Origin of the sequence: Thalassobaculum sp. (genome assembly GCF_040219615.1) — a bacterium.
Lineage (GTDB): Bacteria > Pseudomonadota > Alphaproteobacteria > Thalassobaculales > Thalassobaculaceae > Thalassobaculum_A.
In genome coordinates, this window is sequence record NZ_JAVJSE010000041.1 from 223,632 (window position 1) to 248,990 (window position 25,359).

The 25,359-nt window shown below is 66.8% G+C and carries 24 protein-coding genes and 2 CRISPR repeat arrays; of the genes, 14 read left to right on the top strand and 10 right to left on the bottom strand.

What is annotated here, in order from left to right; genetic code table 11:
• Positions 1 to 82: 82 nt before the first annotated feature.
• The 4 genes from RIC31_RS23985 to RIC31_RS24000 all read left to right on the top strand — a co-directional run bounded on the left by RIC31_RS23985 (position 83) and on the right by RIC31_RS24000 (position 3,679).
• Positions 83 to 1,243, top strand: a complete 1,161-nt coding sequence (locus RIC31_RS23985; RefSeq protein WP_350114119.1) for a tyrosine-type recombinase/integrase — start codon at positions 83 to 85, stop codon at positions 1,241 to 1,243.
• A gap of 98 nt (positions 1,244 to 1,341) precedes the next feature.
• Positions 1,342 to 2,571, top strand: a complete 1,230-nt coding sequence (locus RIC31_RS23990; RefSeq protein WP_350114122.1) for a hypothetical protein — start codon at positions 1,342 to 1,344, stop codon at positions 2,569 to 2,571.
• Positions 2,568 to 3,455: a hypothetical protein gene (locus RIC31_RS23995; protein WP_350114125.1), complete on the top strand. Its 888-nt coding sequence runs from the start codon at positions 2,568 to 2,570 to the stop codon at positions 3,453 to 3,455. Before RIC31_RS23990 ends, RIC31_RS23995 begins: the two co-directional genes overlap by 4 nt.
• Positions 3,456 to 3,496: 41 nt before the next feature.
• Entirely contained in the window at positions 3,497 to 3,679 is a 183-nt protein-coding gene (locus RIC31_RS24000) for a hypothetical protein (RefSeq protein ID WP_350114128.1), read from the top strand.
• A gap of 161 nt (positions 3,680 to 3,840) precedes the next feature.
• Here the strand turns inward: RIC31_RS24000 and qhpG are convergent, their stop codons facing one another.
• The 4 genes from qhpG to RIC31_RS24020 all read right to left on the bottom strand — a co-directional run bounded on the left by qhpG (position 3,841) and on the right by RIC31_RS24020 (position 9,033).
• Positions 3,841 to 5,295, bottom strand: coding sequence for a flavin-dependent monooxygenase QhpG (qhpG, locus tag RIC31_RS24005; RefSeq protein ID WP_350114131.1), 1,455 nt, complete (start codon positions 5,293 to 5,295; stop codon positions 3,841 to 3,843).
• Positions 5,285 to 6,697, bottom strand: coding sequence for a radical SAM/SPASM domain-containing protein (locus RIC31_RS24010; protein WP_350114134.1), 1,413 nt, complete (start codon positions 6,695 to 6,697; stop codon positions 5,285 to 5,287). The genes qhpG and RIC31_RS24010 overlap by 11 nt, the downstream gene beginning before the upstream one ends.
• 29 nt (positions 6,698 to 6,726) lie before the next feature.
• Complete coding sequence (locus RIC31_RS24015; protein WP_350114138.1) at positions 6,727 to 7,905, bottom strand: LodA/GoxA family CTQ-dependent oxidase; 1,179 nt, start codon at positions 7,903 to 7,905, stop codon at positions 6,727 to 6,729.
• Positions 7,906 to 7,995: 90 nt separating this feature from the next.
• Positions 7,996 to 9,033 carry a hypothetical protein gene (locus RIC31_RS24020; protein ID WP_350114141.1) on the bottom strand — a complete coding sequence of 346 codons (1,038 nt, stop codon included), beginning with the start codon at positions 9,031 to 9,033 and terminating at the stop codon, positions 7,996 to 7,998.
• A 290-nt stretch (positions 9,034 to 9,323) separates the two neighbouring features.
• Here RIC31_RS24020 and RIC31_RS24025 point away from each other — a divergent pair, with 290 nt between their 5' ends.
• On the top strand, positions 9,324 to 9,866 hold the full coding sequence (locus tag RIC31_RS24025; RefSeq protein WP_350114144.1) for an I78 family peptidase inhibitor: 543 nt from the start codon (positions 9,324 to 9,326) through the stop codon (positions 9,864 to 9,866).
• On the opposite strand, the gene RIC31_RS24030 is transcribed toward RIC31_RS24025, so the two are convergent.
• Both RIC31_RS24030 and RIC31_RS24035 read right to left on the bottom strand, forming a co-directional pair.
• Complete coding sequence (locus tag RIC31_RS24030) at positions 9,826 to 10,164, bottom strand: integrase core domain-containing protein (protein ID WP_350114147.1); 339 nt, start codon at positions 10,162 to 10,164, stop codon at positions 9,826 to 9,828. The genes RIC31_RS24025 and RIC31_RS24030 overlap by 41 nt on opposite strands.
• Before the next feature lie 201 nt (positions 10,165 to 10,365).
• A complete protein-coding gene (locus tag RIC31_RS24035) occupies positions 10,366 to 10,557 on the bottom strand; it encodes a hypothetical protein (protein ID WP_350114150.1) in 192 nt (63 codons plus the stop codon).
• A gap of 122 nt (positions 10,558 to 10,679) precedes the next feature.
• Between RIC31_RS24035 and RIC31_RS24040 the strand changes: the two genes are divergently transcribed.
• The 6 genes from RIC31_RS24040 to RIC31_RS24065 are packed head-to-tail and all read left to right on the top strand — an operon-like array spanning position 10,680 to position 15,567.
• Positions 10,680 to 10,889 carry a helix-turn-helix domain-containing protein gene (locus RIC31_RS24040; protein WP_350114153.1) on the top strand — a complete coding sequence of 70 codons (210 nt, stop codon included), beginning with the start codon at positions 10,680 to 10,682 and terminating at the stop codon, positions 10,887 to 10,889.
• A complete protein-coding gene (locus RIC31_RS24045) occupies positions 10,889 to 11,779 on the top strand; it encodes a DUF7146 domain-containing protein (RefSeq protein ID WP_350114156.1) in 891 nt (296 codons plus the stop codon). The genes RIC31_RS24040 and RIC31_RS24045 overlap by 1 nt, the downstream gene beginning before the upstream one ends.
• Entirely contained in the window at positions 11,776 to 13,536 is a 1,761-nt protein-coding gene (locus RIC31_RS24050; RefSeq protein WP_350114159.1) for a hypothetical protein, read from the top strand. The genes RIC31_RS24045 and RIC31_RS24050 overlap by 4 nt, the downstream gene beginning before the upstream one ends.
• Entirely contained in the window at positions 13,533 to 14,081 is a 549-nt protein-coding gene (locus RIC31_RS24055) for a hypothetical protein (RefSeq protein ID WP_350114162.1), read from the top strand. Before RIC31_RS24050 ends, RIC31_RS24055 begins: the two co-directional genes overlap by 4 nt.
• On the top strand, positions 14,081 to 14,761 hold the full coding sequence (locus RIC31_RS24060) for a hypothetical protein (RefSeq protein WP_350114164.1): 681 nt from the start codon (positions 14,081 to 14,083) through the stop codon (positions 14,759 to 14,761). The genes RIC31_RS24055 and RIC31_RS24060 overlap by 1 nt, the downstream gene beginning before the upstream one ends.
• The gene (locus RIC31_RS24065; protein WP_350114167.1) at positions 14,758 to 15,567 is read left to right on the top strand and encodes a hypothetical protein; all 810 of its coding nucleotides are present in this window, start codon (positions 14,758 to 14,760) and stop codon (positions 15,565 to 15,567) included. Before RIC31_RS24060 ends, RIC31_RS24065 begins: the two co-directional genes overlap by 4 nt.
• 260 nt (positions 15,568 to 15,827) lie before the next feature.
• Positions 15,828 to 16,631: a CRISPR direct-repeat array (repeat unit 37 nt; unit sequence GTTGTTGCCGGTCCCGCTGAAGGAAGCGGATTGAGAC).
• An 8-nt stretch (positions 16,632 to 16,639) separates the two neighbouring features.
• On the opposite strand, the gene cas6 is transcribed toward RIC31_RS24065, so the two are convergent.
• From cas6 to cas1, 3 genes are read right to left on the bottom strand one after another with little or no spacing between them, the layout of a single operon-like run.
• Entirely contained in the window at positions 16,640 to 17,542 is a 903-nt protein-coding gene (cas6, locus tag RIC31_RS24070; protein WP_350114170.1) for a CRISPR system precrRNA processing endoribonuclease RAMP protein Cas6, read from the bottom strand.
• A gap of 20 nt (positions 17,543 to 17,562) precedes the next feature.
• Complete coding sequence (cas2, locus tag RIC31_RS24075) at positions 17,563 to 17,850, bottom strand: CRISPR-associated endonuclease Cas2 (RefSeq protein ID WP_350114173.1); 288 nt, start codon at positions 17,848 to 17,850, stop codon at positions 17,563 to 17,565.
• Positions 17,851 to 17,852: 2 nt separating this feature from the next.
• Positions 17,853 to 19,922 (bottom strand): CRISPR-associated endonuclease Cas1, encoded by a 2,070-nt coding sequence (cas1, locus tag RIC31_RS24080; RefSeq protein ID WP_350114176.1) that lies wholly within the window; start codon positions 19,920 to 19,922, stop codon positions 17,853 to 17,855.
• A 170-nt stretch (positions 19,923 to 20,092) separates the two neighbouring features.
• Positions 20,093 to 20,926: direct repeats of the CRISPR family, unit length 37 nt; unit sequence GTCGACCGTGCTGCCGCTGAAGGAAGCGGATTGAGAC.
• A 135-nt stretch (positions 20,927 to 21,061) separates the two neighbouring features.
• Here cas1 and RIC31_RS24085 point away from each other — a divergent pair.
• Positions 21,062 to 21,997 carry a hypothetical protein gene (locus RIC31_RS24085; protein ID WP_350114179.1) on the top strand — a complete coding sequence of 312 codons (936 nt, stop codon included), beginning with the start codon at positions 21,062 to 21,064 and terminating at the stop codon, positions 21,995 to 21,997.
• Between the two features lie 481 nt (positions 21,998 to 22,478).
• Here the strand turns inward: RIC31_RS24085 and csx16 are convergent, their stop codons facing one another.
• Positions 22,479 to 22,826: a CRISPR-associated protein Csx16 gene (gene csx16, locus RIC31_RS24090; RefSeq protein ID WP_350114182.1), complete on the bottom strand. Its 348-nt coding sequence runs from the start codon at positions 22,824 to 22,826 to the stop codon at positions 22,479 to 22,481.
• A gap of 134 nt (positions 22,827 to 22,960) precedes the next feature.
• Between csx16 and RIC31_RS24095 the strand changes: the two genes are divergently transcribed.
• A complete protein-coding gene (locus RIC31_RS24095) occupies positions 22,961 to 24,712 on the top strand; it encodes a Cas10/Cmr2 second palm domain-containing protein (protein WP_350114185.1) in 1,752 nt (583 codons plus the stop codon).
• Positions 24,709 to 25,359, top strand: a complete 651-nt coding sequence (locus RIC31_RS24100) for an RAMP superfamily CRISPR-associated protein (protein ID WP_350114188.1) — start codon at positions 24,709 to 24,711, stop codon at positions 25,357 to 25,359. The genes RIC31_RS24095 and RIC31_RS24100 overlap by 4 nt, the downstream gene beginning before the upstream one ends.

Below are 25,359 nucleotides of genomic sequence, written 5' to 3' on the forward strand. Positions count from 1 at the left end.
TAAATTCACGCCTGTCCATTGACGTTCGGGATCGGTCGCCCCAAATCGTTCCATAGTGTGGGAACGATCGTGGGAACCGATGATGCCTCTTACCGCGCGCAAGGTCGAGACGGCGGGTCCCGGCAAATACGTCGACGGCCGGGGCCTGATGCTCGTCGTGAAGGAAACCGGCGCCAAGTCCTGGGTGCTCCGGTATCAGCACGACGGACGCAGGCGGGACGTCGGCCTGGGACCGTGGCCCGAGGTGACGCTGGCGGCGGCCAGGGAGAGGACGATCGAGATCCGGCGCCTGGTTCGCGAGGGCGGAGATCCGGTCGCCGCGAAGCGCCGCGCGAAAGCAACCCGGTTCCGGGATGCCGCCGACGAGCTGGTCGCGTCGAAGCGGGATGGCTGGCGAAATGCGAAGCACGCAGCGCAATGGATGGCGACGCTGGAAACCTACGCGCACCCGAAGATCGGGACCATGGATGTCCGCGCGGTGGGTGTCGACGATGTGCTCGCCGTGCTGAAGCCGATCTGGTCGGAAAAGCCCGAGACCGCGAGCCGCGTACGGCAGCGGATCGAGGCGGTTCTAGACTATGCCGCGGCCAAGGGATTGCGGGACGGTGACAACCCGGCACGCTGGCGCGGCCATTTGGATCACCTTCTCCCGCGGCCGTCCAAGGTGAAGGCTGTTGAGCATCACGCCGCGGTCGATTGGCGGGAGATCGGCGCGTTCATGACGGCGCTCGCCGGCCGGGAAGGTATCGCGGCTCGTGCGCTCGCGTTTGCCATCCTCACGGCCGCGCGGTCCGGCGAGGTTCGCGGTCTGCGCTGGTCCGAGATCGACATCGACGCGGGCATTTGGACGGTGCCGGCGGCGCGCATGAAGGCCGAGAAGGAGCACAGGGTGCCGTTGACGCCGCAGGCCCTCGCAATGCTCGGCGACAAGGGCGAGCCCGGCGATCTCGTCTTTCCGGGCGAGCGCAAGGGCAAGCCGCTCTCCGATATGTCCCTGTCCGCGGTATTGCGGCGAATGGGCCGAGCCGAGACCGTCCACGGGTTCCGGTCGACGTTCCGCGACTGGGCCGGCGAGGCGTCGTCGTTTCCGCGCGAGGTGATCGAAGCTGCCTTGGCCCACCGGCTGAAGGACAAGGCCGAGGCTGCCTATGCGCGGGGAGACTTGTTCTCAAAGCGTCGGGCTTTGATGGAGGCGTGGGCCAACATTGTGTATGGAGCAGAGAGTCCGAACACGAGCGGATGATTGTGGAAGACCACATCTTGTGTCGAACATTGTGGGTGCGTAAATATGTTGCGCTAGGGAGGGGCCTTCTCGCGGAATGAGAAAGGAGCCGCTCCGCCATGTCCGTCCACCTTTCCACGATTCTTCGTAGGACCCCGACCGGCAGCTTGAGGGCCTATTTCGACACGATCTCGCCCGAGAATTTCGCTGATATCGACTGGACGACAAAGCGCAACACGCTCGTCGACAATCTCGCACAGCTGATCAACGAAATCGGCGACAAGGCCCGTGGCCGGGTCTACCAGGACTTCGACCGGGTCGGACAACTGATGACTGACCACGGCCGCGGCATGTTGCGCGCAGTTCTGGCTGCCGGCGGTGGCGATCTCTCGAAATTCGATGCGATGGAAGCCGCAACAGCCTGCGCATTTCACGTATTGATTCACGATAGTGACGCCTTCGAGAAGGCGCTGTCGGCCGTGTTCGCTGACCGCCTCCTAAATGGCCGGGACTGGACGGGGCTGGACTTCGAGCCTGGCGGCAAGCCAGCGATGCGGCCTGATCCGGACGTCCACGGTTTCACGGAACGCCTGCGGGAGATTTTTGCGTCCGACGGCCCGGTGCCGCGGATCCACTTGGAGAGATTCAGCCGCCAGGATCCCGATCCGGGTGGGGCGGGAGCCCTGGAGCGAGAGCAATTCACCTTCTATGTCGAGGACGCCCCCGAGAGCGCGCTCGTCTTTCCGGATGGCGAGAGATCGGACCTCGAGACGAGGTTCTTCCGTCGCGCGCGCGAGGCCGCGCTGCTTTTCGATGCTACGGATCGAACGCTCGACGTGGTCGTGAAAGGCGGCGGTACGGCGAGGCGCCAACAGATCGCAGCGGCCTTCGTCGAGCACATGCTCAAGCCTGGCGCGAAGACAGCCGCCCGACCACGCCGGACACTTGCCCTGGATATGCTGAAGGTGCGTCAGTCGTTCGAGGTTCGCCCTGGCGACCGTGTCCGCACGGTCGAGATGGTCAGCCTCAAGCTCGGCGCACCCGACCGCGGATCCATCGTCACATTCGAAACGCCTGCACGTAGCACAAACCCGGCGAACGGTGATTTCTACGAACGGGCGGGGCGGGTGCTTGGGCCGCGCGGACCGCTTTCCTGGCAGGGCTGGAGGGTTCTCGCCGCCAAGATCCGCATCACCTTCGAGCCCGAGGCGTCCAAGAAGCGGGAGAAGCGTGTGGCGGTCGAACTGAAAGTGCCTGACCGCACGAATTTGCGGGACCAGATTGAACTGCACCGCCGGATTGCGGACCAACTGCTCTCTCGATGGGGCCTGTACGAGGGCAGCGCATGACAGGCGTCCGATCGACGGACCCCGTTGGCCTGCTGTGCGAACTTGTCCTTCAAGGCGATCAGCGAATTGCGGCCCTCAACAACGTCGACGGTGACGCGTCGCCGGTCGCGACGCTGGTCCGCGCGGGACTCCTCGTGCCCGACGGCGTGGTCGAGACGACGATCTGCGACGCCTGCGGCGAGCCGCATGTCGTCAATGTGGAGTTCGACCCGGATCGCCAGACGCATGGCTGGCGGTGCCCGGACGCAGGGTTTGTGGCGGCGAGCGAGGAGAGCGTGGCCGCGCTTGCTTTCAGCGTTGGCCGGGTGGTCGAGAGCCTCTCCGAGGCGTTTTCGGACGCGTTCGGCCGCCGACCTCCAACCGCACGTCTGTTGGAAGGCACCACCGCTTGGCTCGTCGGCATGTGGACGATCGGCGGCTCTGCCACGCGGATCGTGCTTGCGTGCGGATTTGATGACGTCCGGGCTGCCCGGCGTACGCGCGAGATGCTTCTCGCGCTCTCGCCTCTCGAGGCAGGTCTGGTATTGAGCGTCGACGCAGACGTCGAGTTCGAGCCGGTGCGGGAGTTTGCCGCGGTGGCGTTCGACGAAGTGGTTTCGATCGACGGGCAGGATCGAGTGTCGCTGAACGCCGGGCTGCTGCAGTTTGCTGTTGCTGCTTTCGCAGCACAACGACATGCGGTTCACGTTGGACGGCCGAGCGTCGGTCCCGCAATTCACGCTGTCCTCGACCAGCTTGCTGCGCGGGGTGAGATTGAAAGAGGTTCGGAAGGCATCTTTCGTCTGGCGAAGCAGGAGTGGCTTCGTCTGCATCCGACGGCGCCATTGCCGAAGGATTCAACCATCCGCAAGCATGTCAGGATCTGGCGCAGGACTGGCTTCTGAGCATCCTGAGGGATTTTTCAGGGGCAGGTCACGACCGCCGAGTGTCGTGGGTCGACGCCAACAACCCGCGGTTCGATCCGGCCGCCCCGCACTGCCGCACCCTGCACGTCCACATCCTCGGCTTCGCCGGCGCGGTGCCGGACTGGATCGCCGGCCAGCGCGGCGTCTGGCTGGTGGCATCGGCCGCCGAGTTCGACGCGCTGAGGGGCGCAAGTACATGCTGACCGACGGGCCGGCGGGGCGACGCCAGCGGCGGGGTCGGCGGTTCTGGTCTGCCGCGTCTCGCTTGCGCCGAGTGCCTGCGCAAGCACGAACGCGCCACGCCTTGTCCGCCAACAAGCAGCAACCACGGCCATTCTTGTAGACGATCCTGGACACGGCTCGCTCAACCGGCTGCTCGGGCCTCCCACGCGACACCGGCCATCGGCTCCGGCGGCGGGTCCGCCGTGAGGATCCGCTGCCGCCACAGGCTTTGGACCGAGGCGATCGCCGCCGTTTCCCCCATCAGCGGAATCAGGGCGGCCGCGATCCGATAGGCTGGGCCCGGCGCGAGCAGTCGGCCGATGACCGCCTGCACCGGGACCCCGGCAAGCAGGGCCACCGGGCGGTCCAGTCCCGGACGGGTTAGGCCGGTCACTTCGTCGATGCGGTCGCCGCTCAGAATGCCGACGCCGACCAGCCGCGCCTCCGGCGACAGCCGCAGCGGCGTCTCAGGATCGAGCGTCGCCGCGGGCTCGTCCGGTCGCTCGTCGGATTCGTCTGGACCAGCCCGGTCCGCCCAGAAGGTGGACGGGTCCAGGGCGGCGCGCTCCCGGTAGAACTGCGCCGAGACCTCGGCATAATGGCGCGACCAGCCGGCCACCTGGTCGCGGTAGAAGCGCTCTGCAACCGCCTGCTTCGCCGGATCCGCCAGCACGGTGTTCGCGACGGCCGCCCCCTGAACGCCCATGACCAGAGCCAGATGCGTACCCTGCGCCGACAGCGGATCCACGCTCAGCGCCGCGTCGCCGACGCAGGCGAAGCCCTGGCCGATCGGCTCGCGCTGCATGTCGGCGGCGGCGTTGCAACCGGCGACTCTGGTAATCATCCGGCCGTGCAGGCAGCTGCTCAGCAAAGCCGACCCGGCCAGCCGAGACCGGTAGAAGCATGGCAGGTCGGCCGATGCGACACCCAGTGCACCGGGGTCGAGGAACACCGCGATGTTCGCCTTACGGTCGGACAACGGCGCTGCCCACAACCAGCAGTCTGCCAGGGCCTCAACCCTTGTCTCGGATCCGCTCAGACCGTGATCCGCCCAATAGGCGTGGAGCGCAAGCGTGGCCGGCATGACCCGGTCCCGGCGACCCGAACGAACGGCGCCGTGCCGGCCGGCCGCATCGAGCAGGTACCGGCAGCCGATTTCCACCGGCCCGGCCGGGCTCTGCGCGGCGACACTCCAGCCCTCCTCCGACCGCCGCGGGGTGGCCCGCGCCGGCATCAGCACGCGGGCGCCGTCGCGGGCTGCCCGGCGCAACAGTATCTGGTCGAATACCGCGCGGTCGGCCTGCATTCCGAGCGCGCCCGGTTGGCCGACCGGCGGTGCCAAACCCGGTTCGTCGCGCCACCTGATCCATGCCCCGGCGGGACGCGGAAAACCGGCGTCTTCAACCTCGCCGCGAAGACCCAAGCTCTCCAGCAGCGGCAGCACGGCCGGTGTTAACGACTCGCCGATTTTGGGTCGCGGGAAAAGTGCCGCCTCGACGATGATTACGTCGAGGCCGATTTGCCGCAGCCGGATTGCAGCCGCGCTGCCTGCGGGCCCACCGCCGATTATCACGACATCACAGTGTTCACGCCGCATCGGGCCGCCCGGCGCGGGGATCGAAGAAGTCCGGACGCAGCCGGATCAGCCGCAGATAGGCCTGTAGCGTGTAGTGCAACCATCCGCGAATGTAGTCGCAGCCGATGCGGCCGCGGTGGATAACCTCGTGGTGGCAACCGCCGCCGCACATGTAGCGCGCCCAGCAGCGGTTGCATGGGTCCTGCCGATGGACGTGGCGCTCGTCCAGCCAGCGCGCCTGGGCCGCGGTGTCGACACCGGCATCGATGTGCCCCATCTGCCCGGACTGACCCTCGACGAAGCGATGGCACGCCGAGAGATCACCGTCCGCGGACACCCCGAAATAGCCACCGCCGGCGCCGCAGGCGTACGGGCGGTGGGTGCCCCGGTGGATCTCGTGCAGGGCCGCGGCCATGTTGCTGAACGGATAGCGCAGCCCGGTGATCGTGCGGTGCTCGAACTCCAGGCCGCAGGCGATCATCTCGTCGAGCATCACGCTGAAATCCGACACCTGCATTTGGTCGCGACCCGAGGGCGCGCTGACCATTGGCGAGAACCCGACGCTGTGAAAGCCCATCGCGATCAGCCGGTCGAGGGTGTACCGCAGGTTCAGGTTGCGTGGCGTGACCGTGACCCGGGCCGAGACCTGCATGGTGCGCTGCATCGCCAGCACCGGTCGCACCCGCTCGACCACCCGCTCGAACGAGCCGCGGCCGGACTTGAACGAGCGCAGCGCGTCGTGATCGGCGCCGACCCCGTCGAGACTGATGGTCAGGGCGAAGCCGTGCCGCTCGAAGAAGGCGCCATCCTCGGGGATGAGCAGCGTACCGTTGGTTGTCATGGAGAAGCCGATTGCCACGCCGCGTCGGGCCGCCTGCTCGGCGGCGTATTCGGTAGCGCCAACAACGACCGCCCGGTTGACCAGCGGCTCGCCGCCAAGGAACGCCAGGTTGATGCGGTCCCCTGGACCGGCCCCCTCGAGCAGCCGGTCGATCGAACGGACGGCGACCTCGTAGGACATGCTCTTGGCGGCACCGCCGAAATCGCCGCCGCTAGCATAGCAATAGGTGCAGCCGAGATTGCACGTCTGGGCCACCGCCAGGGAGAACGCGCGCGGCGGCGGAGCCTCTGGCGCCGCGTCGTCGATCAGTGGCTCGGTGTGGAAGCCGAGCTCCGCCAGGATACCGGTGACTTGGTCGCGTCGCCCGCGTCGCGACGCATCCTCCAGGGCGGCGGCAAGCGGCTCGGCGACCAAATGGATGCGAGTTCCGTTCACCAGAACCAAGCCGATGCCGAGCTCGCTGCCGAACAGGTAGAAGTCCTGGTCGGCGTAGTAGTCGCTGCGGTGGCCGCCGCCGGGGCCGAGCGCCCGGTAACGCTCCAGCCCGGGCGCGTGCGGCGCGGGATTGGATATCAGGGTCATCTGCAGGCTCCGTCGACCGGCCGCATCCGTCAGCTGGTGCGGGCTGGAATGTCGTCGCTGCGCTCGGTCTCGGCGCGTCGGTCGGGGTCGTTGGTCGCTCGCTTGATGATGCCCAGCTCGTCGACATGCCGAATGAAGTCTGTGTTGGTCTGCAGAGTGCCGCCCGGCGGCCGCCGGCCGTCCTCGGCGGCGATCCTCCGCAACCAGTCGACTTCTGCGCCGGCCCCGCCGTTCTTGAATGCCACGTCCGGCCGCTGATTCGGCCACCAGGCGCAGGTGCAGGCCTGGAAGTCGAACTGCCACGGGCTGCACAGGCTCTCGGTCAAGCCACCCGGGATGACGCCGGCGCCGCCGCGGCCGGGCATGAACCGGATTTCGTCGGGATCACCGGTGACCTCCGATGGGTAGAACTGGCCTCGGTTGAATGGCCCACTGAACTCGATGCCGGGTCCGAACACCGCTGTACCGCGCTCCAGGGTATTGCGGTCGAGCGCTCGGGCCTGGGCATTGACCGGGTTAGCCAGTGGGGCGTCGGGGGTCTGCAGCAGGCTCTGGAGATACTTCGAGAGGTTGTTGTTGCCGACGTCGTTCCAGGATGGCGCATAGTCCTGCGGGCCGACCGAGACCCAGGCCGGCAGCACTGCGATACCGGCGTCGTCGCCATTGGCGTCGACGATCCGGGCGCCAATCGATCCATCCGACGCGTTGTCGGACACGTCGCTCGAGTACATGCCGCCGTCGGGCACCGGCGTATTCGCGGTGCGGCGGAAGATTCCGGCGACCGGCGGGACGAACAGCCCGCCGGTGGTGAGCTCGCCCATCGGAATCCGGCTGCCCTCGGCGAAGGTCGCGAGATTGCCGACCAGCCGCAGATTGCCACCGCCGGTGTCGCCGCGCGCGTGGAAGCGATCCGACGGGTTCCGGGTCTGCATCTCGATCTTGCCGTTGGCCAGCTCCGCCGACCAGACCGCCCGCAGCCCCATTTCCTGCAGCCTCGCCGCCGTCAGTTCGTACAGCCCGGCATTGTTGTCGCCATAGGCGAACAGCCGGAACTGCACCGCCTGGCGCATGACCCGTCCGCCGGACTTATAGGTCGGGCGGACAGGGTTGGCGGGGTCGAAGACATAGTGGTCCGGGCTGATCGTCATGCGGGCCAGGCCGATCGCCGGATGCACCTTTATTTGCCTGATGTTCGGATCTAGGGCCATCTCTCCCTCCCGTCGTGAGATTGCGGGCCTGCCGGACAGGCGACGCCGCGGCGCCGATGTCCTGGCCGGGTCGTCAGTCGGTTATCGGCGTCATGGTGGGCCGAAGGGCTGGCGGTTGCAGTCCGGCGCCGATGCCATGGTGCCCCGTGATCCACAAGCAAGAATCTGGTCGACCGCCGCCCCATAGAGGCGCTCGAAGATCGCCTCCGGCATCTGCGCGGCCTGGTCCGGGGGCATCCAGTGGCTCCTCGGGTATTCGGTGTAGCGTGGGGTGATCCTGGTGGGGTCTGACCGGCCCACCGAGTATTTCGTGTAGCTGTCGCTCGACGCGTGCACACCGAACACGTGGCATTCGGCGCAGCGGTTGCCCAGTGGTTTGATCATCTCCGGGATGCCCCAGGCCTGAAATGGCGCACCGACAAAGCGATAGTTGTTCGGCTCGTTGTCACGAACGCTCGGGAACGGGAACACGATCGTCTTGTCCGGATTCCCTGGCACCTTCACCTGGTCGATATGCGGCGAATGGATGAACGGCCCGGCGTCGTGGCAACTGTTGCAGTTGATGTTCGCGCTCTCCTGCGGCGTCAGCCAGAAGCTCTCGGCCGTGGGCTTGCCCGGCGGAGTCTGCGACGCCGACTCGCTGGGCGGCGGGACCCGGGTGGAATCGGTGTAAGGCCCAAGATGCTGGAAGAAGCACGTGTCGCCGGTCGACTTGCGGTGCTGGATGATGGCCACGTCCCAGAATGCCGGGTCGTTCGGGTCGGACACGTCGTTGTAACGCCGGCAGATGAACATGGCCTGGACATCGCTGTCCGGGTTGCCATTCGGCCCCAGGCTGGGCAACCGGCCGACCCGTGCGAACGGCTTGCAGTAGGCCGGTGACAGGAAGCTCGGGCGGTCGCAAACGGTCGGGCTCGGGTCGCCCGAATTCACCGGCTGATCGTTGACCGTGATCGGAATGAGCTCACCGTCGAGACAGTTAAACGGCTCGATGACGCCGATCTTCTGCGTGCACTCCCGCCCCATCGCGCGGATGTCGTACTGCTGAGCCGTTGCCACGCCTGCGGACGTCATGCCCGCGGCAAATACAACCGACGCGGCGATCCAGCGGCAATTGTTCCGTCTCATCGTCCGCCTCCCCCCTTGGCCTTAACCAATAACCATTTGAACTGGCTCTGCTATTACCCGCAAAAATTATCATAGATTTATTTATAATAGACATGGTAGAAAATTCTAAAATAAAATGCAAGACACCCGGCAAATGTGCGGCCAGAGGTTGCTGATGACGCGAAATTCGGACACTGCAGGCGGAATCTGACAAGCGATCTGAGGTCTTCCGTCGAAGTGCATGGGTTCAAACGGTTTAATGCGGCAGCGCGGATGGACCGGCGGTCGCGGTGATCGACAGGGAGGGGATGATGACCTGGGTCTACAAGGAAGACGGGACGCGGCAGTGCGGCATGGGTCAGGAGGTGACCCTCGAGGAGATGCGTACCGAGCTGGAGGGCCTGATCGGCGCGAACAATGTCCTGGAGGCGGAGAAGCGGATCCTGCCGCTCATGTTCCCGTCGGTTTGCGGTGGCCCCAACGGGTCGGTGAACGCCTACCGCATCACCGACGACGGCGTCGACATTCTGTTTCACGGGATTGTCGGGCAGAACGGCTTCCAGCTCTGGATCTGGCCGGACCCAGTCGCGGTTGCCGGAGATCCGGACGTCCCGCTGCCGCTGCGCCGGGCGATCAGCGCCGCCAATGACGACGCCAGCGTCGCCGAACTGCTGCAGGGCTTCCTGTCGCGCATGACCGCCGTCGGGCAGCAACCGACGCAGATCAGTGAACTGATTGGCCGGCGGTCGCGCCACTATCGGACTGGCGACGCCCTGACCATGGATTTCCGGCCCGATCGCGTGAACATCGAGGTCAACGCGGCGCACGAGATCGTGCGTATCTGGTTCGGCTGAAGCCCGGCCTCGAGGCTCCGGGCCGGACAGGGTTGAGATGGCGTCCCCGGCAGGATTCGAATGTCGAGCCCTCTTGGTTTGGGCCAGTGATCTGCGGTTTCTCTAATAGGGCTTCTGGGACGTGTGGCCGCATGTTCAGGGCTTGGTGTGGCCGGACTTGGCGGTACTGCTTCAGCCAGATGTTGATGGCGGCTTGGGCTTGGCCAGTGGTCGAGAACCACTCAGCGTTCAACACTTCGTGGCGGAGCGTGCCATTGAAGCACTCGTTATAGTGACCTGCTCCCCGTCGGTCCCTCACGGATAGGCACCCGTCCGGTGAAGATGGAGTGCTTGATCATGAAGTCGCAGAAGGAGAGGGCGGCGCGGTCTCGCCCTCGACGGCGAGCCCGGCCAGGCGCCCCGCGGCGATCACGGGATTGCGGAAGGAAATGGCGAGCAGGTCCGAGCGTTGGCGGTTGCGGCCGCCGATCGCGCGGACCCGGCGTTCCAGCAATTCGAGCTACAGGCTGACACGTCGTGGGCCCTGGCGGCTGCGCTCGGCACCCTCCGCGACCGCTGTGGCGAACCAGGTGAGTGCCGCCGCGTCGCTGTCGCCCGCCAACGGCGTGAGGCGCAGCAACCGGCCCAGGGAGGGTCTGCGGTTGTCGAGGGTCGCTCTCGATGGGCTGTTCAGCTCGGTTGTCCTGTTCATCAACGATCGCAGAGCGCTACAAACCGCCATAAACCTGCTGCTGTTTCGAGCGTCCCATCCCGGTGACCATCCGTTCGTCAACGAGCGTGCCATCTGGCGCGCAGCAGAACGGAGACGGACGCATGATCAGACACCAGGACACGACACCTGAACGCGTCGCGGTTTCGGTAGAAGATGCAGCCGCCATGGTGGGCATCGGACGCACGACGCTCTATGCGGCAATGGGCAGTGGAAGCTTGCCCAGCCTGAAAATCGGCAAGCGGCGCCTGATCCGGGTCGACGCGCTCAAGGCCTGGATCGCGTCACACGAGATCGAAAGGGATGTTGCCTGATGGACGCCGCGTCGCTCGCGGCTGCCCTCGGTGGTCGCAAGGCCGGGTGCGGGTGGATTGCCCGGTGCCCCGCGCATGAAGACCGAACGCCCAGCCTTTCGATCAGAGAGGATGATGGCAACCTGTTGGTCCACTGCCATGCTGGCTGCGATCAGGTGCGCGTGATCGAACAGCTCCGGTCGCGTGAACTCTGGCCGGGACGCCAAGGACGATCGGCTCCGTGTCCGCGAAGTGCGTTGGCTGATCGACAGCAGACGATCCAATACGACGCGGCTCGCGCGAAGGCTGCCCTGTCGATCTGGGAGGCGGCGATGCCGCTGGATGGATCCCCGGTCGCGGCCTATCTGGCATCGCGCGGCTTGCGTATCCCGCCGACCGCCCGAATTCGGTTCCATCCTGGGCTCAAGCATCTCTCCGGAAGTATCTGGCCGGCGATGGTCGCTCTGGTGACGCGCGGGACCGATGATGCGCCGCTCGCCATCCATCGCACGTTCCTGGCCCGTGACGGCTCAGGCAAGGCGCCCGTCGATCCACCGAAGATGATGCTCGGACCGTGTCGCGGCGGCGCTGTGCGCCTCGCTGAGCTCCGCGAACCGCTGATGGTCGGCGAGGGCATCGAGACCTGCCTCGCCGCCATGCAGGCCACCGGCAACGTCGCATGGGCGGCGCTATCGACATCCGGACTGCGCGCCCTCGACCTGCCGGATAGCATTCGGGACGTCATCGTCCTGGCCGACGGCGACGAACCCGGGGAGGCTGCTGCACTGGATTGCGCCCGACGCTGGAAGCGGGAAGGCCGCAAGGTCCGCATCGCCCGTCCGCCGAGGGGCTGCGACTTCAACGACCTTCTCATGGGCTGCGCCGACGCCAGCACTGGCGGTGCAGCGTGACCGGCGCCGCCGTGAACCGGGTCGCCGCCGCGATCGACGCCGCGGCCGAGATCGAGGATCCGGTGACAGAGCCGCTGGACGCTGGCAAGCCCCGGATCCTCATCGAGCACTGCGATCCCGACCGGACGGTTGCGGCACTCCGGGACATCCTGTCGAGTGCCGGGGGACTATACGATCGCGGCGTGCCTGTCCGTCTCGCGTTCGATCAGCTTCAGGGAGCTGCTGTTGCCCGGGTAATCACAGCGGATTCCCTGGTACGGATCGCGCATGAGGTCTGTCGACCGTTCGCATTGAAGGAACTGAGGGACGGGACGGTTGTCGAGAAGAACGCCCGGCTGCCCCGCTCGCTCGCCGTCATGTACCTGGACTGGCGCGGCGATTGGCGCCTGCCGCCGTTGAACGGCATTGCCTCGGCGCCGGTGCTGGAGAACGACGGCACGATCCACTGCGACGAGGGTTACGACCGCGGTTCGGGCCTGTGGCGCGAGAACGTACCGGCGCTGGCTGGGCTGGTTCCGGATCGCCCGACACTTGGCGATGCGACCGCGGCACTGCGCCTGATCCGCGAGACCTTCAAGACCTTCTGCTTCGCCGATGCCAGCACGGTGCGAGACGAGGCAACCGGAATCGAGTTCGTGGACACGAGCGTGCCGCCGGGGCAGGACGAGAGCGGGTTCATTGCCGGTCTTCTGACCGCTGTGTGCCGGCCGAGCCTGCATCTGGCGCCGGCGATACTGATCCACGCTGCGCCAATGTCCGGTGCCGGCGCCGGCAAGGGGCTTCTGGCCCGCTGCATGTCGATCATCGCCTTTGGGCGGGAACCGCATGCGGTTACCAGTGGGTCGACCGCGGAGGAACTGGAGAAGCGCATATCGGCCGAGCTGATGGAGGGCAGCCCGGTGCTGTTCCTCGACAACCTGAACAACAAGGCGTTCAAGTCGGACCTGCTGGCGAGCGCGATCACGGAACGTCCTGCCCGGGTCCGGGTACTGGGGCGGTCGCAGATGGTCCAGTTGAACGCGTCGGCGCTGGTGATCCTGACCGGCAATGGCCTGAGCGTGGCCGAGGACCTCGCCCGCCGCTTCATTGCCATTGAGCTCGATCCGAGAACCGAGAACCCGGAAGCCCGGGCATTCCCGAACGATATCCAGGCAGAGGTAACGGCACGACGACCCGAACTGCTCGCCGCGCTGCTGACGATCTGGCGTTGGGGGCGTCTTGCTCGCGACCTACCCAAGGGCCGCACCCTCGGAAGCTTTCCGCAATGGTGCCCCTGGGTTCGCGATCCTCTGCTGGCCTTGGGCTGCTGCGACCCAGCGGAACGGGTCAGCGAGGCGAAGGAGCGGGACGGGCGGCGGCAGGCGATTGGCGAGTTCTTCAGCGCCTGGTGGGACAGTTACCGCGACCGACCGATGCCGGCCCGTGACCTGGGCGACGAATTAACCCGGATCGTCAATCCGCAGGGTCGGGACCGCCAGTACGTGTCGTCACTGCTCGAGAAACTCGCCGGAACGCGCATGTCCGGGTTCGTCCTCACGCGGCAACCGGCCGCCGGCAAATGGGGCGTCGCTACCTACGCACTCAAAATGACGGGCGAGCAGCAAAGGCATAGGGACCATAGGGGGCATAGGGCGGATGAGGCTCCGCAGACCGATGCGGAAGGTCCGATGCCCCCTATGACCCCTATGCCATCGGGGACCGGCGAAAAATCCGAACTGCACGACCCTGGCCGTCAGCAGTGGAAGGCTCGGGTATGAGTGCCGCGGACGTCATGCGCCTGGTGCAGGCCACCGGCATCCGTGTCGAGGCCGAGGGGGACGACCTGATCCTTGAGGCTGATCGAGAGCCGCCCGCGGCGGTGCTGGAGGCGATCAGGCGGCACAAGTTCGAGATCCTCGACCTGCTCGCGGCGAACGGAGGAAGGACGGCCGGGGACTGGCAGGCGTTCTTCGCCGAGCGCGCTCGTGCCGCTCAATCGCCCGGCCGGCGCTCCATTGGTGAAGCCGAGGCCTGTGCGTACGAATGTTGCGTGGTCGAATGGCTCAACCGGCATCCCGCAATTTCCGATCCCGACCGCTGCGCGGGGTGCGGCAGGCCCGACCGGGAGAGCGTCGCGGTGGTCCCGTTCGGGGCTGAAGGGTACGGGCACACCTGGCTGCACCCCGAGTGCTGGCGTGACTGGCACGACGACCGGCGGCAGCGGGCGCGGGCGTTCCTGGCAACCATGGGCGTGACTGTGCCAACCAAAACGCATGAAAACGCCAACTTCCCAGAAGATTTCGGGAAAACCGGAGGCCTGTGATGGGCGGTTTCGGATCCGGACGCACCGCCGGCTTCGGGCGGGACAAGGTCGAGCACAGCCGGTCGATCGACGTGAACCGGCTGCACCGCGACGGGTGCCTCGTGCCCGGGTGGCAAGGCGCCTGGCAATGGACCCGCTACGGCGAGCGGATCGCCTGGATCGGGATGCGCACCGAAGAGGCGAACCGGCTTCACCTGTCCTACCGCGTGCGTGCCCCCGGCGCCGACTGGCAGGACGTCGAGCAGCCCGTCCAGATCGTCCGCGTACCCTGCCGCTACGGCGGTACCCGACCGTATTTCATCTGCCCCGGTGTCGTGAACGGCACCATTTGCGGCCGGCGCGTCGCCAAGCTGCAAGGGGCCGGTCGGTACTTCCTGTGCCGGCACTGCTACCGCCTGGCCTACGCCAGCCAGAGCGAAAGCGAATGGGACCGGGCACTCCGGAAAGCCAACACGATCCGCACGCGTCTCGGAGGCAAGGCGGGCATGGATGGAGTTTTCGCACAGCGCCCCAAGGGCATGTGGCAACGCACCTACGACCGTCTCGTCGACGCTGCCGTCCAGGCTGAGAGCCAAGCCAACGAGGCGTTCGAGTTTCATGCCGCCCGACTGCTGGCGCGACTCCAAGAGCCGAAGCGCAACCGCGGCAGACCGTCACGCAACAGGAGTTTCTGGTCATGACCGACATCGACACGACTCCCGCCACGGCGAACGACGGCACCGCCCTGACCCGCTTCAACGCCGTGCGGCACGGCATCCTGTCCCGCTACACGGTTCTGCCGTGGGAGGATGCGGGCGAGTACCGCACCCTCCTGTCGGCACTCGTCGCCGAGCACGTGCCGGAAGGACCGACCGAGGAACACCTGGTCGAGGAACTGGCCGGCATCCTGTGGCGCAAGCGCCGCCTGCGCATGGCCGAAGGGGCGGCCTACCGGCACGGGCTGGCGAAGAGCCTCGGGCGGCAGAGCGAGACGACCAGCGCCGCGCTGACGCACCTCAACAACGAGGGGCAGTCCGAGGGAGTTGCCGAAGCCGTCCGGGCAACGCCTGCCGACACTGATGCGGAGCTGGCCGACCTCCAGGACGACGAGCGCATGACGCAACGCGCCCTGAAGCTGCTCAGGTCCCGCCGGAACGACGCATACGAGGCGGGGCTCACCGAAATGCGGGACGACACACGGGAATGGTGGGAGGACCAGCTTGGCCGGGATACCGACGAGTTGGTCGAGGGAGAGGAGCCCGCCAGGCATGACGCCGAGAGCCTGGCCCGGTTCCTGGACGACGAAGTCCTGCCGTGGTTCGCGAACCGCCGACAGGAGATCGCGAACCGATCCCTGATCCGCGAGCAGGCGTACGGCGAGGCGCTCGACCCGTACAAGCTGGAGCGGCTCGGGCGCTACGAGGTCCATCTCGACCGCAAGCTCGAACGGACCCTGACGATGCTGATCCGGCTCCGGGATCTGCGGCGCAGTTCAGTTGCGGGCTGATCTGTTTGGCAGAAAGCCCGGCATGATTGACGCGGATAAGGGCCGGCGGCAGGCTCAAGATATCCTGTTTGACGTATTCCGCGGTGACAATTGGACGCTCGACCCCGTGGAAACGGTAGCAGGATCCTGAAATTGTTGATCGAAACAACCGAAGTTGGCTGGCACCGAGAGGAAGGACGCGCAGGTGATCCGTCGAATTGGCTCACCATGTGGAATGAGGCGGAATTTTGCATGATGCAGCAAAGCATTGTAGAGGATGGGTTGTTGCCGGTCCCGCTGAAGGAAGCGGATTGAGACGAGCCGGCGCCGAGACGGCGATGGCGATGGCGGTTGTTGCCGGTCCCGCTGAAGGAAGCGGATTGAGACGGGCCGTAGCAGACCCCCTCACAAATTTTGAGTTGTTGCCGGTCCCGCTGAAGGAAGCGGATTGAGACGTTTGAGTTTATACTGGGAGTTCACAAGAAGTGTTGTTGCCGGTCCCGCTGAAGGAAGCGGATTGAGACTCAACAAGACGCTGCGAGGCGTGATCGGGGTCCCGTTGTTGCCGGTCCCGCTGAAGGAAGCGGATTGAGACGCGACGATGGTGGCGCTGAGCAACTTCGAAGTTGTTGCCGGTCCCGCTGAAGGAAGCGGATTGAGACCTGTCGACGCTGTCGTAGACGAACTCGACGGAGTTGTTGCCGGTCCCGCTGAAGGAAGCGGATTGAGACGCGATAGACAGCCAGGAAGTACTGGTCGGCATTGTTGTTGCCGGTCCCGCTGAAGGAAGCGGATTGAGACATGTCGCCTTCGCCGGATCAATTTGCCTCTGGGTTGTTGCCGGCCCCGCTGAAGGAAGCGGATTGAGACATCTCGTCAGTCGGCATGGTCGGTCTCCTTCTCCGCCGGTTGTTGCCGGTCCCGCTGAAGGAAGCGGATTGAGACGCACTGGTCTGCATGTGCGCCAGCACGGCGGCCGTTGTTGCCGGTCCCGCTGAAGGAAACGGATTGAGACGGCACACCCACCAGGATGGTGATGCTCTTGGCAGTTGTTGCCGGTCCCGCTAAAGGAAGCGGATTGAACGGCCTCGCCTTATGTCGGCAGCAGCAGCCGGTAGCGGCCCATCCCGAGGGCGGCGTGGCTGCCGACGTGAACGGCGGCACCGATGGCGAGCCACGGCAGGAACGGTTCGAGGTCGCCCTCCAGGACCAGGGTCGGTCGCTCGCCCTGCATGGGGATCCAGCGCCTTTGCCGGTTCGAGTGCCGGTCCCAGTGCTCCCGGTCGTTCGAGACGACGTGCGCCGCAATTCCCCTGGCGGCTTCCTTGAGCCGCGGCCAATCGGCGTCGACCGTGGCGTCCTGCCAGCGGGCGAGGCCGCTCACACGGTTGCCGAGGCTGGCGAGCAGGCTGCCCACCGCGGCGCCGGCATCGCTCGGCGGGCCCTCGCGAAACCGCAGCTCGACCGGGGTCTCAAACGCCAGTACCGCACGATGTACGCCGCGCGGCACGGCGACCGTCTCGGTGCTGCCGAGCCTGCGATCGACGATCTGGCTGCCGCGCGCGTCGGGCAGGTGGTGCCGCCATGCCAGGGTCAGGGCTGCCGCCGCGTCCTCCATCCACTCGCTTGCGAAACCGACCAGGCCGAGATCGACGTGCAGGAACTCCGCCTCGCGCGACAGGGCGAGGACATAGGGCTTGGGGATCTCCAGGCCCGGCGTGATGTTGCCCTGGCTGCGGTACAGGACGTCGAGCGCGCAGGGCGGCTGCCACGGGCAGGCGGTGCCCGCCACTGCTTCCGGAGAGGCCGCCAGACGCAGGACCGCTCCGAGCGCGCCGCGGACCCGGCCGGCCAACCGGGCGAGCGGCACGTCGGCGGTAAAGCCGGCCACGGTCAGGCGCACCTGGCCCATGAACCACGCGGCCGCCAGGTCCTGCGGCGACCTGCGGTGACCCGGTGCCGACAGCCGTTGCTCCAGGGCGCTTCGTTCACTCAATGCACATCCCCTGGTCCCGGTCAGAGCAGCCAATAGTCTTCATCGGTCATGATCGGTGCGCCGCCGCGCTGATGGCACCGGTCCAGACCGTCGGCCGCCACGGCATAGACCCGCAGGGAGTCGTCTCGATCGAGCGCGGCTTCGACCGCACCGATCAGTTGCCGCGCCCCGGAGCGCGTGAGACGCCCTTCGAACACGCTCTCCTGCACGCGGACCAGGGTGCCCTCGAGAATCCTGGCGGCACGCCTGCGCCGGCGGTCGTCGGTGATGTCGTAGGTGAAGATTGTCAGCATCTCGACGCCGGCCATCGTCAGTAGTCCATGCGGTACGGCAGCCAGTCGGCGTCGCCGCGGCAGTGCCGGCCATAGGCGACGATGTCTTCCTCGATCATGCGCCGCCAGGTCAGCCGATGTCCGCTGCGCGGACTGACGACCACGTCGGTGAGCCGCTTCTGGTAGCCGCCGATGATGGCGGCATGGCCCGGGCGGGCAAGGCGGATGCCGTCCTCGGTGCGCGCGAACATCGCCTCGTTGAGAATCCGGTTGTTGAACAGGTAGACCGCGAGCCCCTCCGCCAGCGGTGCGCGGAAGATCTCCATGAGGTCGTAGACGCAGGCATCGCCGCCGTCCCGGGCGCTGTGCAGCGCCCCGAATCCGGGATGCAGGCCGTGACGCAGTGCCAGGGCCTCGACGTCGCGGGCCAGCAGCCAGGCCAGGTAGTTGAGCACCACGTTCGCCGGGTCGGGGCACGGCCGGCGCAGGCGCCGCAATGGCTTCTCCGGACAGGCCCAGGTCGGCTTGACGAGACCGCCGAGGGCCGGCCAGTACAGCGCGCCCGCAGCACCTTCATGGCCGAGCAACGCCGGCACGTCGCCGGCTGTCGGTAGTTTGCGGATCAATCCGTTCAACTGCTTCAGCGGTTGCAGCAGCGAGCGATCGTCGGCTCGGCGGTTGAGCCGGTGCAGCACGGCGCGCTGGTTGCGCAAGCGGCCGTCGACCAATCGCCGAGCCAGATCGGTCCGCCGTTCGGGGTCGAGCGTGGTCCGCGCCTGGGCGATGTGCAGCCCGGCGTGATCGCTCAAGGCGGGCGCTGTGATGCCGACCGTCGCACCCTGGCCGTTCACGTGGTGAATCACCGTACCGGTGAGCAGGGCGAGCCGCAGTGCCTCCGGCTCCAGTGCACAGGCGGGACCGACCTCGATCCGGTCGATGCGCTGGGCCGGCACCGCCAGCAGTTCCCGTGACGCGCCGGCACTGTCGGGTTCTTCGACGGTGAACGCCGTCTGCCGGGTCGCGAGGATGCGGCCGGGCTCCAGCAGGTAGAGGATGCGCAGGCCGGCGTCCAGGCCCGCGGCGCGGTCGCGCTCCGCAGCCGCTTCGGCTTCCGCGGCCGATGCATCTTCCCCGGCAATCCAGCGCATGATCTGACCGGCTTCGTCGCCGGGCCCGGCGACCTCCTGCTCCACCGACTGGAGGACCATCGACCGCACGAACAGATGGCCGAGGAAGCGGAAGCCGCGGTTGAAATCGACGATGCTGGTCTTGTCCGGATGCAGCGACAGGCCGTGTTCCGCGAGCAGGGTCCGCATGTTCGCGAGGGCGGTTTCGGCGGCCTGCTCGCGCCGGCACAGAATCACGAAGTCGTCGCCGTAGCGCACCAGCCGGAGCGCGCGCCGTCCTTCGGCGAAGGCTTCGTCGACGCTGTCAAGATACAGGTTGGACAGCAGCGGCGACAGCGGCGAGCCCTGGGGGATGCCGATACCGGGTGTATCGAGGTCATGCCCGGACGCCTCGAGCCACAGGGCGATCAAGTCGAGCAGCAAGTCGCCGCCGCGATGGCCGGACAGCAGGATTTCCAGTTTCTCCAGCAATGTGGCGTGCGGCACCCGGTCGAAGTAGCGCTCGATGTCGCCTTCCACGACATGGGTGAAGCCGTCCTGCCGGTACCGGGCGATCGCCTGGACGGCCTGCTTCACCGACCGTCCCGGTCGGTAGGCATAGCTGGCATCGTCGAGTTCGGGCTCGACGATCGGCGTCAGCGTCTGCGTCACCGCCGTCTGGGCGATCCGGTCGACGACCGCCGGCACCGCCAGGCGGCGCTGGCTGCCGTCGGGCTTGGGAATATCGAACAACCGCAGCTCGAGCGGTTCGTAGCTGCCGTCGCGCAGGCGGCGCATGAGCCCGAGCAATCGTTGTCCGGCCCGCTCGCCGAAACGTTCCACGGTGACCCCGTCGCTGCCGGCACACCCGGCATTGTCCGCGACCTTCCGCCAGGCGCGTTCAAGGGTCTCGAGTCGTGTCGCCGTCTCGAACAGATTGACCTGCGAGCCCGGCACCGGCAGGCTCTCGGGCGTATCCCAGGGCGGTGGAATCCGCGGCATTGGCCGGTTCACCCCGTGGAAACGACGCTAATATGTTGAGCATGCTAAGGGAAATGACGGTTCGTGACTACCGGTGGGAGGTAGGGAGCTTGCGCAGTGACCAAGCATGTTCTCACCGAGTGGAAACCGGCTCATTGATGTCATGTGGAACAATGGGTTGCAGAGGGTGTGTCGACCGTGCTGCCGCTGAAGGAAGCGGATTGAGACTCAGCGGGGTATAGCGGGCGGCCCTCGGGATCGGGTCGACCGTGCTGCCGCTGAAGGAAGCGGATTGAGACGTCGTTTGAATAAGCCATGTGCACGTTCTCGTCGACCGTGCTGCCGCTGAAGGAAGCGGATTGAGACAGCACCTGCTGGGCGATGGCGGCATTGCCGACCTGTCGACCGTGCTGCCGCTGAAGGAAGCGGATTGAGACCCAGGAAGAAAATCCCCCCGACGTTAATGTCGTGCGTCGACCGTGCTGCCGCTGAAGGAAGCGGATTGAGACTCGGGGTTGTTTCCGTCAGGAGCGTAGCATGTCGACCGTGCTGCCGCTGAAGGAAGCGGATTGAGACGTCCTCCGGGATCGCCTCCCAGAAGAAATAGGACGGGTCGACCGTGCTGCCGCTGAAGGAAGCGGATTGAGACGTCCTTGCGGATGACGAGGGCGCAGGTAGTCACGGTCGACCGTGCTGCCGCTGAAGGAAATTGTCGACCGTGCTGCCGCTGAAGGAAGCGGATTGAGACTGCCTCGATGAAGGCACGGATTACGCCAACTGCGGTCGACCGTGCTGCCGCTGAAGGAAGCGGATTGAGACGCGTGCTTCGGCAGACGGTACTCCGACAGGGCGTCGACCGTGCTGCCGCTGAAGGAAGCGGATTGAGACTTCATCGGGTCGTCGTAGGACGCCAGCAGGACGGTCGACCGTGCTGCCGCTGAAGGAAGCGGATTGAGACCGCACTCCCACGCCTGGACGGCAGGGTGGGGTCGACCGTGCTGCCGCTGAAGGAAGCGGATCGATGCGTGCCCCGCGGAAAGGAAGTTGAGCGAGAAGCCGGTGCAGCCAGGTCGAATGCCGCGCTGCTCGCACACTGAATAGTAGATTCCTCGCCGAATATGTGGTGACTGGATCTCGGTTGGACGGCGAGGGGCGGTGCGATGCTGGATGACGACTCCGGGGCTCTGCAGACCGGGCGCAACTGGCGGCGCTTGTGGGCCGGCGTGTTCGCGGCCCTGGGCGGACTCAGCCTGTCAGTGGCCGCCGACCAGTTGCAGGAAGCCATCGACCTCTGGGTCCGTGCTTCGCAACCGGCGGGTGGGTGTGCCGGCTTCATTTGCGCGCTCGTCGGGTTCTTCTCGACGGCCATGGGCAAGCTGCTGGCGGCGGTCGTGCTGTCGCTGCTGTTCGTGCTGTTCGCCTGGGGCGTCGTGCAGCGACGCGATGCGTTCCTGCGGTCCCGCGCGCGCATCCAGCGCGATCGGGGCGTGCCGTCCCTGCCGGTCGTCGTCACCACGCTCTCGCCGCTGCGATCCGGCGCCGACGGATTGCCGGACCGGCTGGCGGCGGCGGAGGCGAAGCTCGCTGCGCTGCAGGCCGGCGATCCGGGTGCGGCGGTTCCCGACGACGCACGCCAGCGGCTGCTCGCCGAAATCTGCGATCCGGATGCCGGCAACGCCTTCGCACTGTGGCCGTGGCAACAGACCCTGCGCATGCTGGCCCATCATCGCTCCGCCCTGTCCTGCGTCGTCGTCATCCTGTCGCCCGAGGCGGAACCGCTGTTCGAGCGCTTCAAGCGGCTGGCCGACGGGCTGATGCGGCCGGGCTGCCGGATCGCGGCGGCGGGCGATCCGGTGGCGCTATGGGACTACAATGCCGTCGAAGACGCGGTCAGGCGGGCCATCATGCAAGGGATCGCCGCCGCCGGCGTGCCGGCGAGCAAGGTGTGCGTCGACATCACCGGCGGCACCAAGGTGTACAGCGCAGCCGCCACCGTGGTGACCCTCAACAGCCCGTGCGCCTTCGGCTACGTCGAGACCCACGGCAGCCCCGAGGTCGGCCGCGTGATCCTGTACGACGCGAAGATCCAGGGTTGAACCGATCGCCGGCGGGGCGATTGGTCCGGCCGGCTTGACCCGCGCATCGACCGTCTGCAGGATTCTGGGGTGGGCATCCTGCGTCGTGAACTCGATGGACTTGGTGCCCTAACCCCGTGGAAATGTAGTTAGGCGATTGAAATAAGAAATGAAATCACCTTTTCCGTACAATGGACCGGAGCATGGGAACAGGTCGTTGGCCGGATTGAGCCTCGCCGCGTGGAAACGCGGCACAGAATGTCATGCGTTGCAATGGGTTAACGCGGCACAGAATGTCATGCGTTGCAATGGGTTGCAGAGGGTAGGCTGGCCGGAGTCCCGCTGATGGAAGCGGGTTGAGACACGCCGTCCTGGTGCCAGTGGAGCAAGCGCTGCCGGCCGATGCCCGCTGATGAAAACGGTGGAAGGGCAGGCAAACCTGCCCGGCCTGCTCGGCCGAACCGCGATCCAGGCAGGGCGCAAGGATTTCGGCCGGCAGCCTTCAGCCAGCGTCCGGCTCGGTTTCCGGCTTGGCGGCGGCACCGAGGTATTCGACCCGGTATTCCTGGAGGCTGGCGCCGAGGCGCTGCATGTCGTCGGCCGTCAGGCTTACGCCGCGCAGGTCCGCCGGGAGGTCGATGACCAGGTGGAAGTAGCGGCCGCCGCGCCGACACACCTCGGCGGCGAGCTGGATGGGGAGGGTGCCCATCACCACGTCTCCGGCCTGCAGGTCGGCCGGATCGAGATGCGCGACGACCTCGGCATCCACTCCCAGGCGCCGGGCCCATTCCAGGGCGCCCGCGTGGCGGGTGACGAACCGTGTGCGCCCGGCGAAGCGCGTGCCGCCCATGAGCCTGCTCCCCAATGACTGTTGCCTCGTCGTCGTACTGTGCCATGCGCGCGCGTCCGGGGTGGTTCGGATGCACGGAGTGATGGTATGCTTGTCTCTTCGGGAGACGGAGCACGCTGACAGGGGGGCGAGCCGTGCCGATCGCCTATGCTTTCGAAGCGAAGTCGATCCAGGGCTATATTCTCGACGGCGGCAAACTGCGGGACATGGCCGGTGCCAGCGCGCTGGTCGATGGCCTTTGCAACTATCCGGAGGAGGGCGGCGAAGACCTGCTCGGCCAGGCCCTGAAGGCGAGCGGTTGGAGCGACGCCGGCATCGCCCGCAGGTCCGGCGGGGCGTTCATCCTGATCGGATCCGGCACCGACGGCCCACGGATCGCCGGGTTCCGGCGGTTGTGGACATTGCTGGTCCAGACGCGCGTTCCAGGTCTGGCGTTCGTCGAGGCGACCGGGCAGGGCGACGACGAAGCCGCCGCGATCCGCGCGGCCACGCTGGCGCTTCTGCCGGCCCGCAGCCGGTTGTCGGCGGTGATGCCTGCCACGCCGCCGCTTGCCCGGCGCAGCCCGCGGACCGGCACTGCGGCCACAGCAGTGTGGAGGCCCGACGGTGAGCTGATCGATGCCGCGACGGCGGTCAAGCGCGCCAACATTTCGTCCGGAGGGGGCGGTCTGACGCGCAAGTTCGCAGCGCCGGAAGGCGTCGAGTGGCCGATCCGCATGGACGAGGAAGAGGAGGCGGACGATCGGCGCGGAGCGGTATTCCCGCTGCTGGCCGACAATCGCTACGTCGCGGTCGTTCATGCCGACGGCAATCGGCTCGGCGAAACCTTGATCGGCCTTCAGGGAATGCTGGCCGGCGCGCCCGACTACGCCGGACATTTCCTGGCATTCTCGCAGGCGGTCGCCGCCGCCACACAACGGGCCGCCGCCGCCGCGACGGCTGACATGCTCGAGCGGTACCGCGAGACGCTCGACCCGTCCGCCGCGGTCGCGGTGATGCCGATGCGGCCGATTCTGCTCGGTGGCGACGACCTGACGGTCATCGTCCGCGGCGATCTGGCAATCGCCTTCACGGTCGGATTTCTGGAGGCGTTCGCGCGGGAGACAGGGGCAGCCTTCGACCGACTGCGGGCCGACTATCCGGCGATGAGGGACGCGCTGCCGAAGGCGCTCAGTGCCGGTGCCGGGATTGCATTCACGAAGGCTTCCCAGCCGTTTCACCTCGCCCACGATCTGGCCGCCAGTCTGGCCGATCATGCCAAGTCGGGAGCCAAGGAGGCTGCCGCGGCCGGACAGGTGCCTTCCTCCTGCCTGGCGTTCCACCGCGTCACGACGGCACTTATCGACGACTACGGCACGGTGCGGGAGCGCGAGTTGTCGGGTCACCTGCCGGTGCCGGCCGGAGCCGCGGTCACGCATGCGATCGAGGCGACGCTCAATCCCTATCTGGTGGTGCCCGGTGAGGTCGACGGGCCCGGGTTTCCGAAACTGTCGAACCTTCTGGAACTTGTCGACGTGCTGAACAAGCCCGAGGTTTCGCGCGGCCCGCTGCGCAGACTGGTCGGCCTGGCGCGATCCGATCCCGCCGAGGGGCGCCGCATCTATCGCCGGTGGCGGGAGGTAATGGGGAACTCGACGTTGCGCGGCTATCTGGATGAACTCGATGGGACGCTGAGCAAACTGGGGTGCGATCCGGATACGGCCGCTGTCCGCGAGGTGCGGGAGAATGGCCATTGGATGGTAGAGTTTGCGGGGAGCGCGGCGTCCCGGTCGAGCCTCGAAACCCGCGAGCGGTCACCGCTGCTGGACGCGCTGAGCGTATTGGCCGTGGCACGCGGCGGCGCGGCTGTAGTGAGTGACCGACCGGTCGGGGAGGTCGCGGCGTGACCGGATCGGCGACGATCGTGATCGACCTTGAAAGCTACTGGCACGTCGGGACCGGACGCGGGTCGAGCGGATTGATCGACTCGCTCTGCGCCCGCGACCGCGACGGGCTGCCCTATCTCCCGGGCCGCAGCCTCAAGGGCCTGCTGCGGGACGCGGTCGACCGGGCCGAGGCTTGGGGATGGTTTGCCGACCTGGGGCATCCGCCGACGGCAACCGGGACGGACGGTGCGCTGACGCGCCGGTTGTTCGGTCAGATCGGCTTCGAGCGGGAGGGTGACAGCCGCAGCGGCACACCGATCCGCGTGACCGAGCGAGGGTGCCTCGCCTTTACCAGCGCTCGGCTTGCCGCGCTGGAGCGTGCGGCTCTGACGGGACAATCGGCCTTGAAGGAACATCTGTTCGCCACTCTGGCGACGACGGCGGTCGATCCCACGACCGGTACCGCCAAGGAACAGTCGCTGCGAACCGACGAGGTCGCCGTTCCCGTGACGCTCGAAGCGACGGTCTCCGCCCTCGAGGATTCCGTTCCGCCGGACTGGCGGGCGATCCTCGCGCTGGCGATGCCGCTGGTCCGTGCGGTTGGCGGAAGCCGAAGCCGGGGACTCGGTCAGTGTCGGCTGTCGCTGGTGGGCGAGGGCAGCCCATGA

Bases quoted from the DNA above. Each gene is read 5' to 3' on its own strand.
- RIC31_RS23985 (WP_350114119.1), top strand. From the start codon at position 83: ATGCCTCTTACCGCGCGCAAGGTCGAGACGGCGGGTCCCGGCAAATAC.
- RIC31_RS23990 (WP_350114122.1), top strand. From the start codon at position 1,342: ATGTCCGTCCACCTTTCCACGATTCTTCGTAGGACCCCGACCGGCAGC.
- RIC31_RS23995 (WP_350114125.1), top strand. From the start codon at position 2,568: ATGACAGGCGTCCGATCGACGGACCCCGTTGGCCTGCTGTGCGAACTT.
- qhpG (WP_350114131.1), bottom strand. From the start codon at position 5,295: ATGCGGCGTGAACACTGTGATGTCGTGATAATCGGCGGTGGGCCCGCA.
- RIC31_RS24010 (WP_350114134.1), bottom strand. From the start codon at position 6,697: ATGACCCTGATATCCAATCCCGCGCCGCACGCGCCCGGGCTGGAGCGT.
- RIC31_RS24015 (WP_350114138.1), bottom strand. From the start codon at position 7,905: ATGGCCCTAGATCCGAACATCAGGCAAATAAAGGTGCATCCGGCGATC.
- RIC31_RS24020 (WP_350114141.1), bottom strand. From the start codon at position 9,033: ATGAGACGGAACAATTGCCGCTGGATCGCCGCGTCGGTTGTATTTGCC.
- RIC31_RS24025 (WP_350114144.1), top strand. From the start codon at position 9,324: ATGACCTGGGTCTACAAGGAAGACGGGACGCGGCAGTGCGGCATGGGT.
- RIC31_RS24035 (WP_350114150.1), bottom strand. From the start codon at position 10,557: ATGAACAGGACAACCGAGCTGAACAGCCCATCGAGAGCGACCCTCGAC.
- RIC31_RS24040 (WP_350114153.1), top strand. From the start codon at position 10,680: ATGATCAGACACCAGGACACGACACCTGAACGCGTCGCGGTTTCGGTA.
- RIC31_RS24045 (WP_350114156.1), top strand. From the start codon at position 10,889: ATGGACGCCGCGTCGCTCGCGGCTGCCCTCGGTGGTCGCAAGGCCGGG.
- RIC31_RS24055 (WP_350114162.1), top strand. From the start codon at position 13,533: ATGAGTGCCGCGGACGTCATGCGCCTGGTGCAGGCCACCGGCATCCGT.
- RIC31_RS24060 (WP_350114164.1), top strand. From the start codon at position 14,081: ATGGGCGGTTTCGGATCCGGACGCACCGCCGGCTTCGGGCGGGACAAG.
- RIC31_RS24065 (WP_350114167.1), top strand. From the start codon at position 14,758: ATGACCGACATCGACACGACTCCCGCCACGGCGAACGACGGCACCGCC.
- cas2 (WP_350114173.1), bottom strand. From the start codon at position 17,850: ATGGCCGGCGTCGAGATGCTGACAATCTTCACCTACGACATCACCGAC.
- cas1 (WP_350114176.1), bottom strand. From the start codon at position 19,922: ATGCCGCGGATTCCACCGCCCTGGGATACGCCCGAGAGCCTGCCGGTG.
- RIC31_RS24085 (WP_350114179.1), top strand. From the start codon at position 21,062: ATGCTGGATGACGACTCCGGGGCTCTGCAGACCGGGCGCAACTGGCGG.
- csx16 (WP_350114182.1), bottom strand. From the start codon at position 22,826: ATGGGCGGCACGCGCTTCGCCGGGCGCACACGGTTCGTCACCCGCCAC.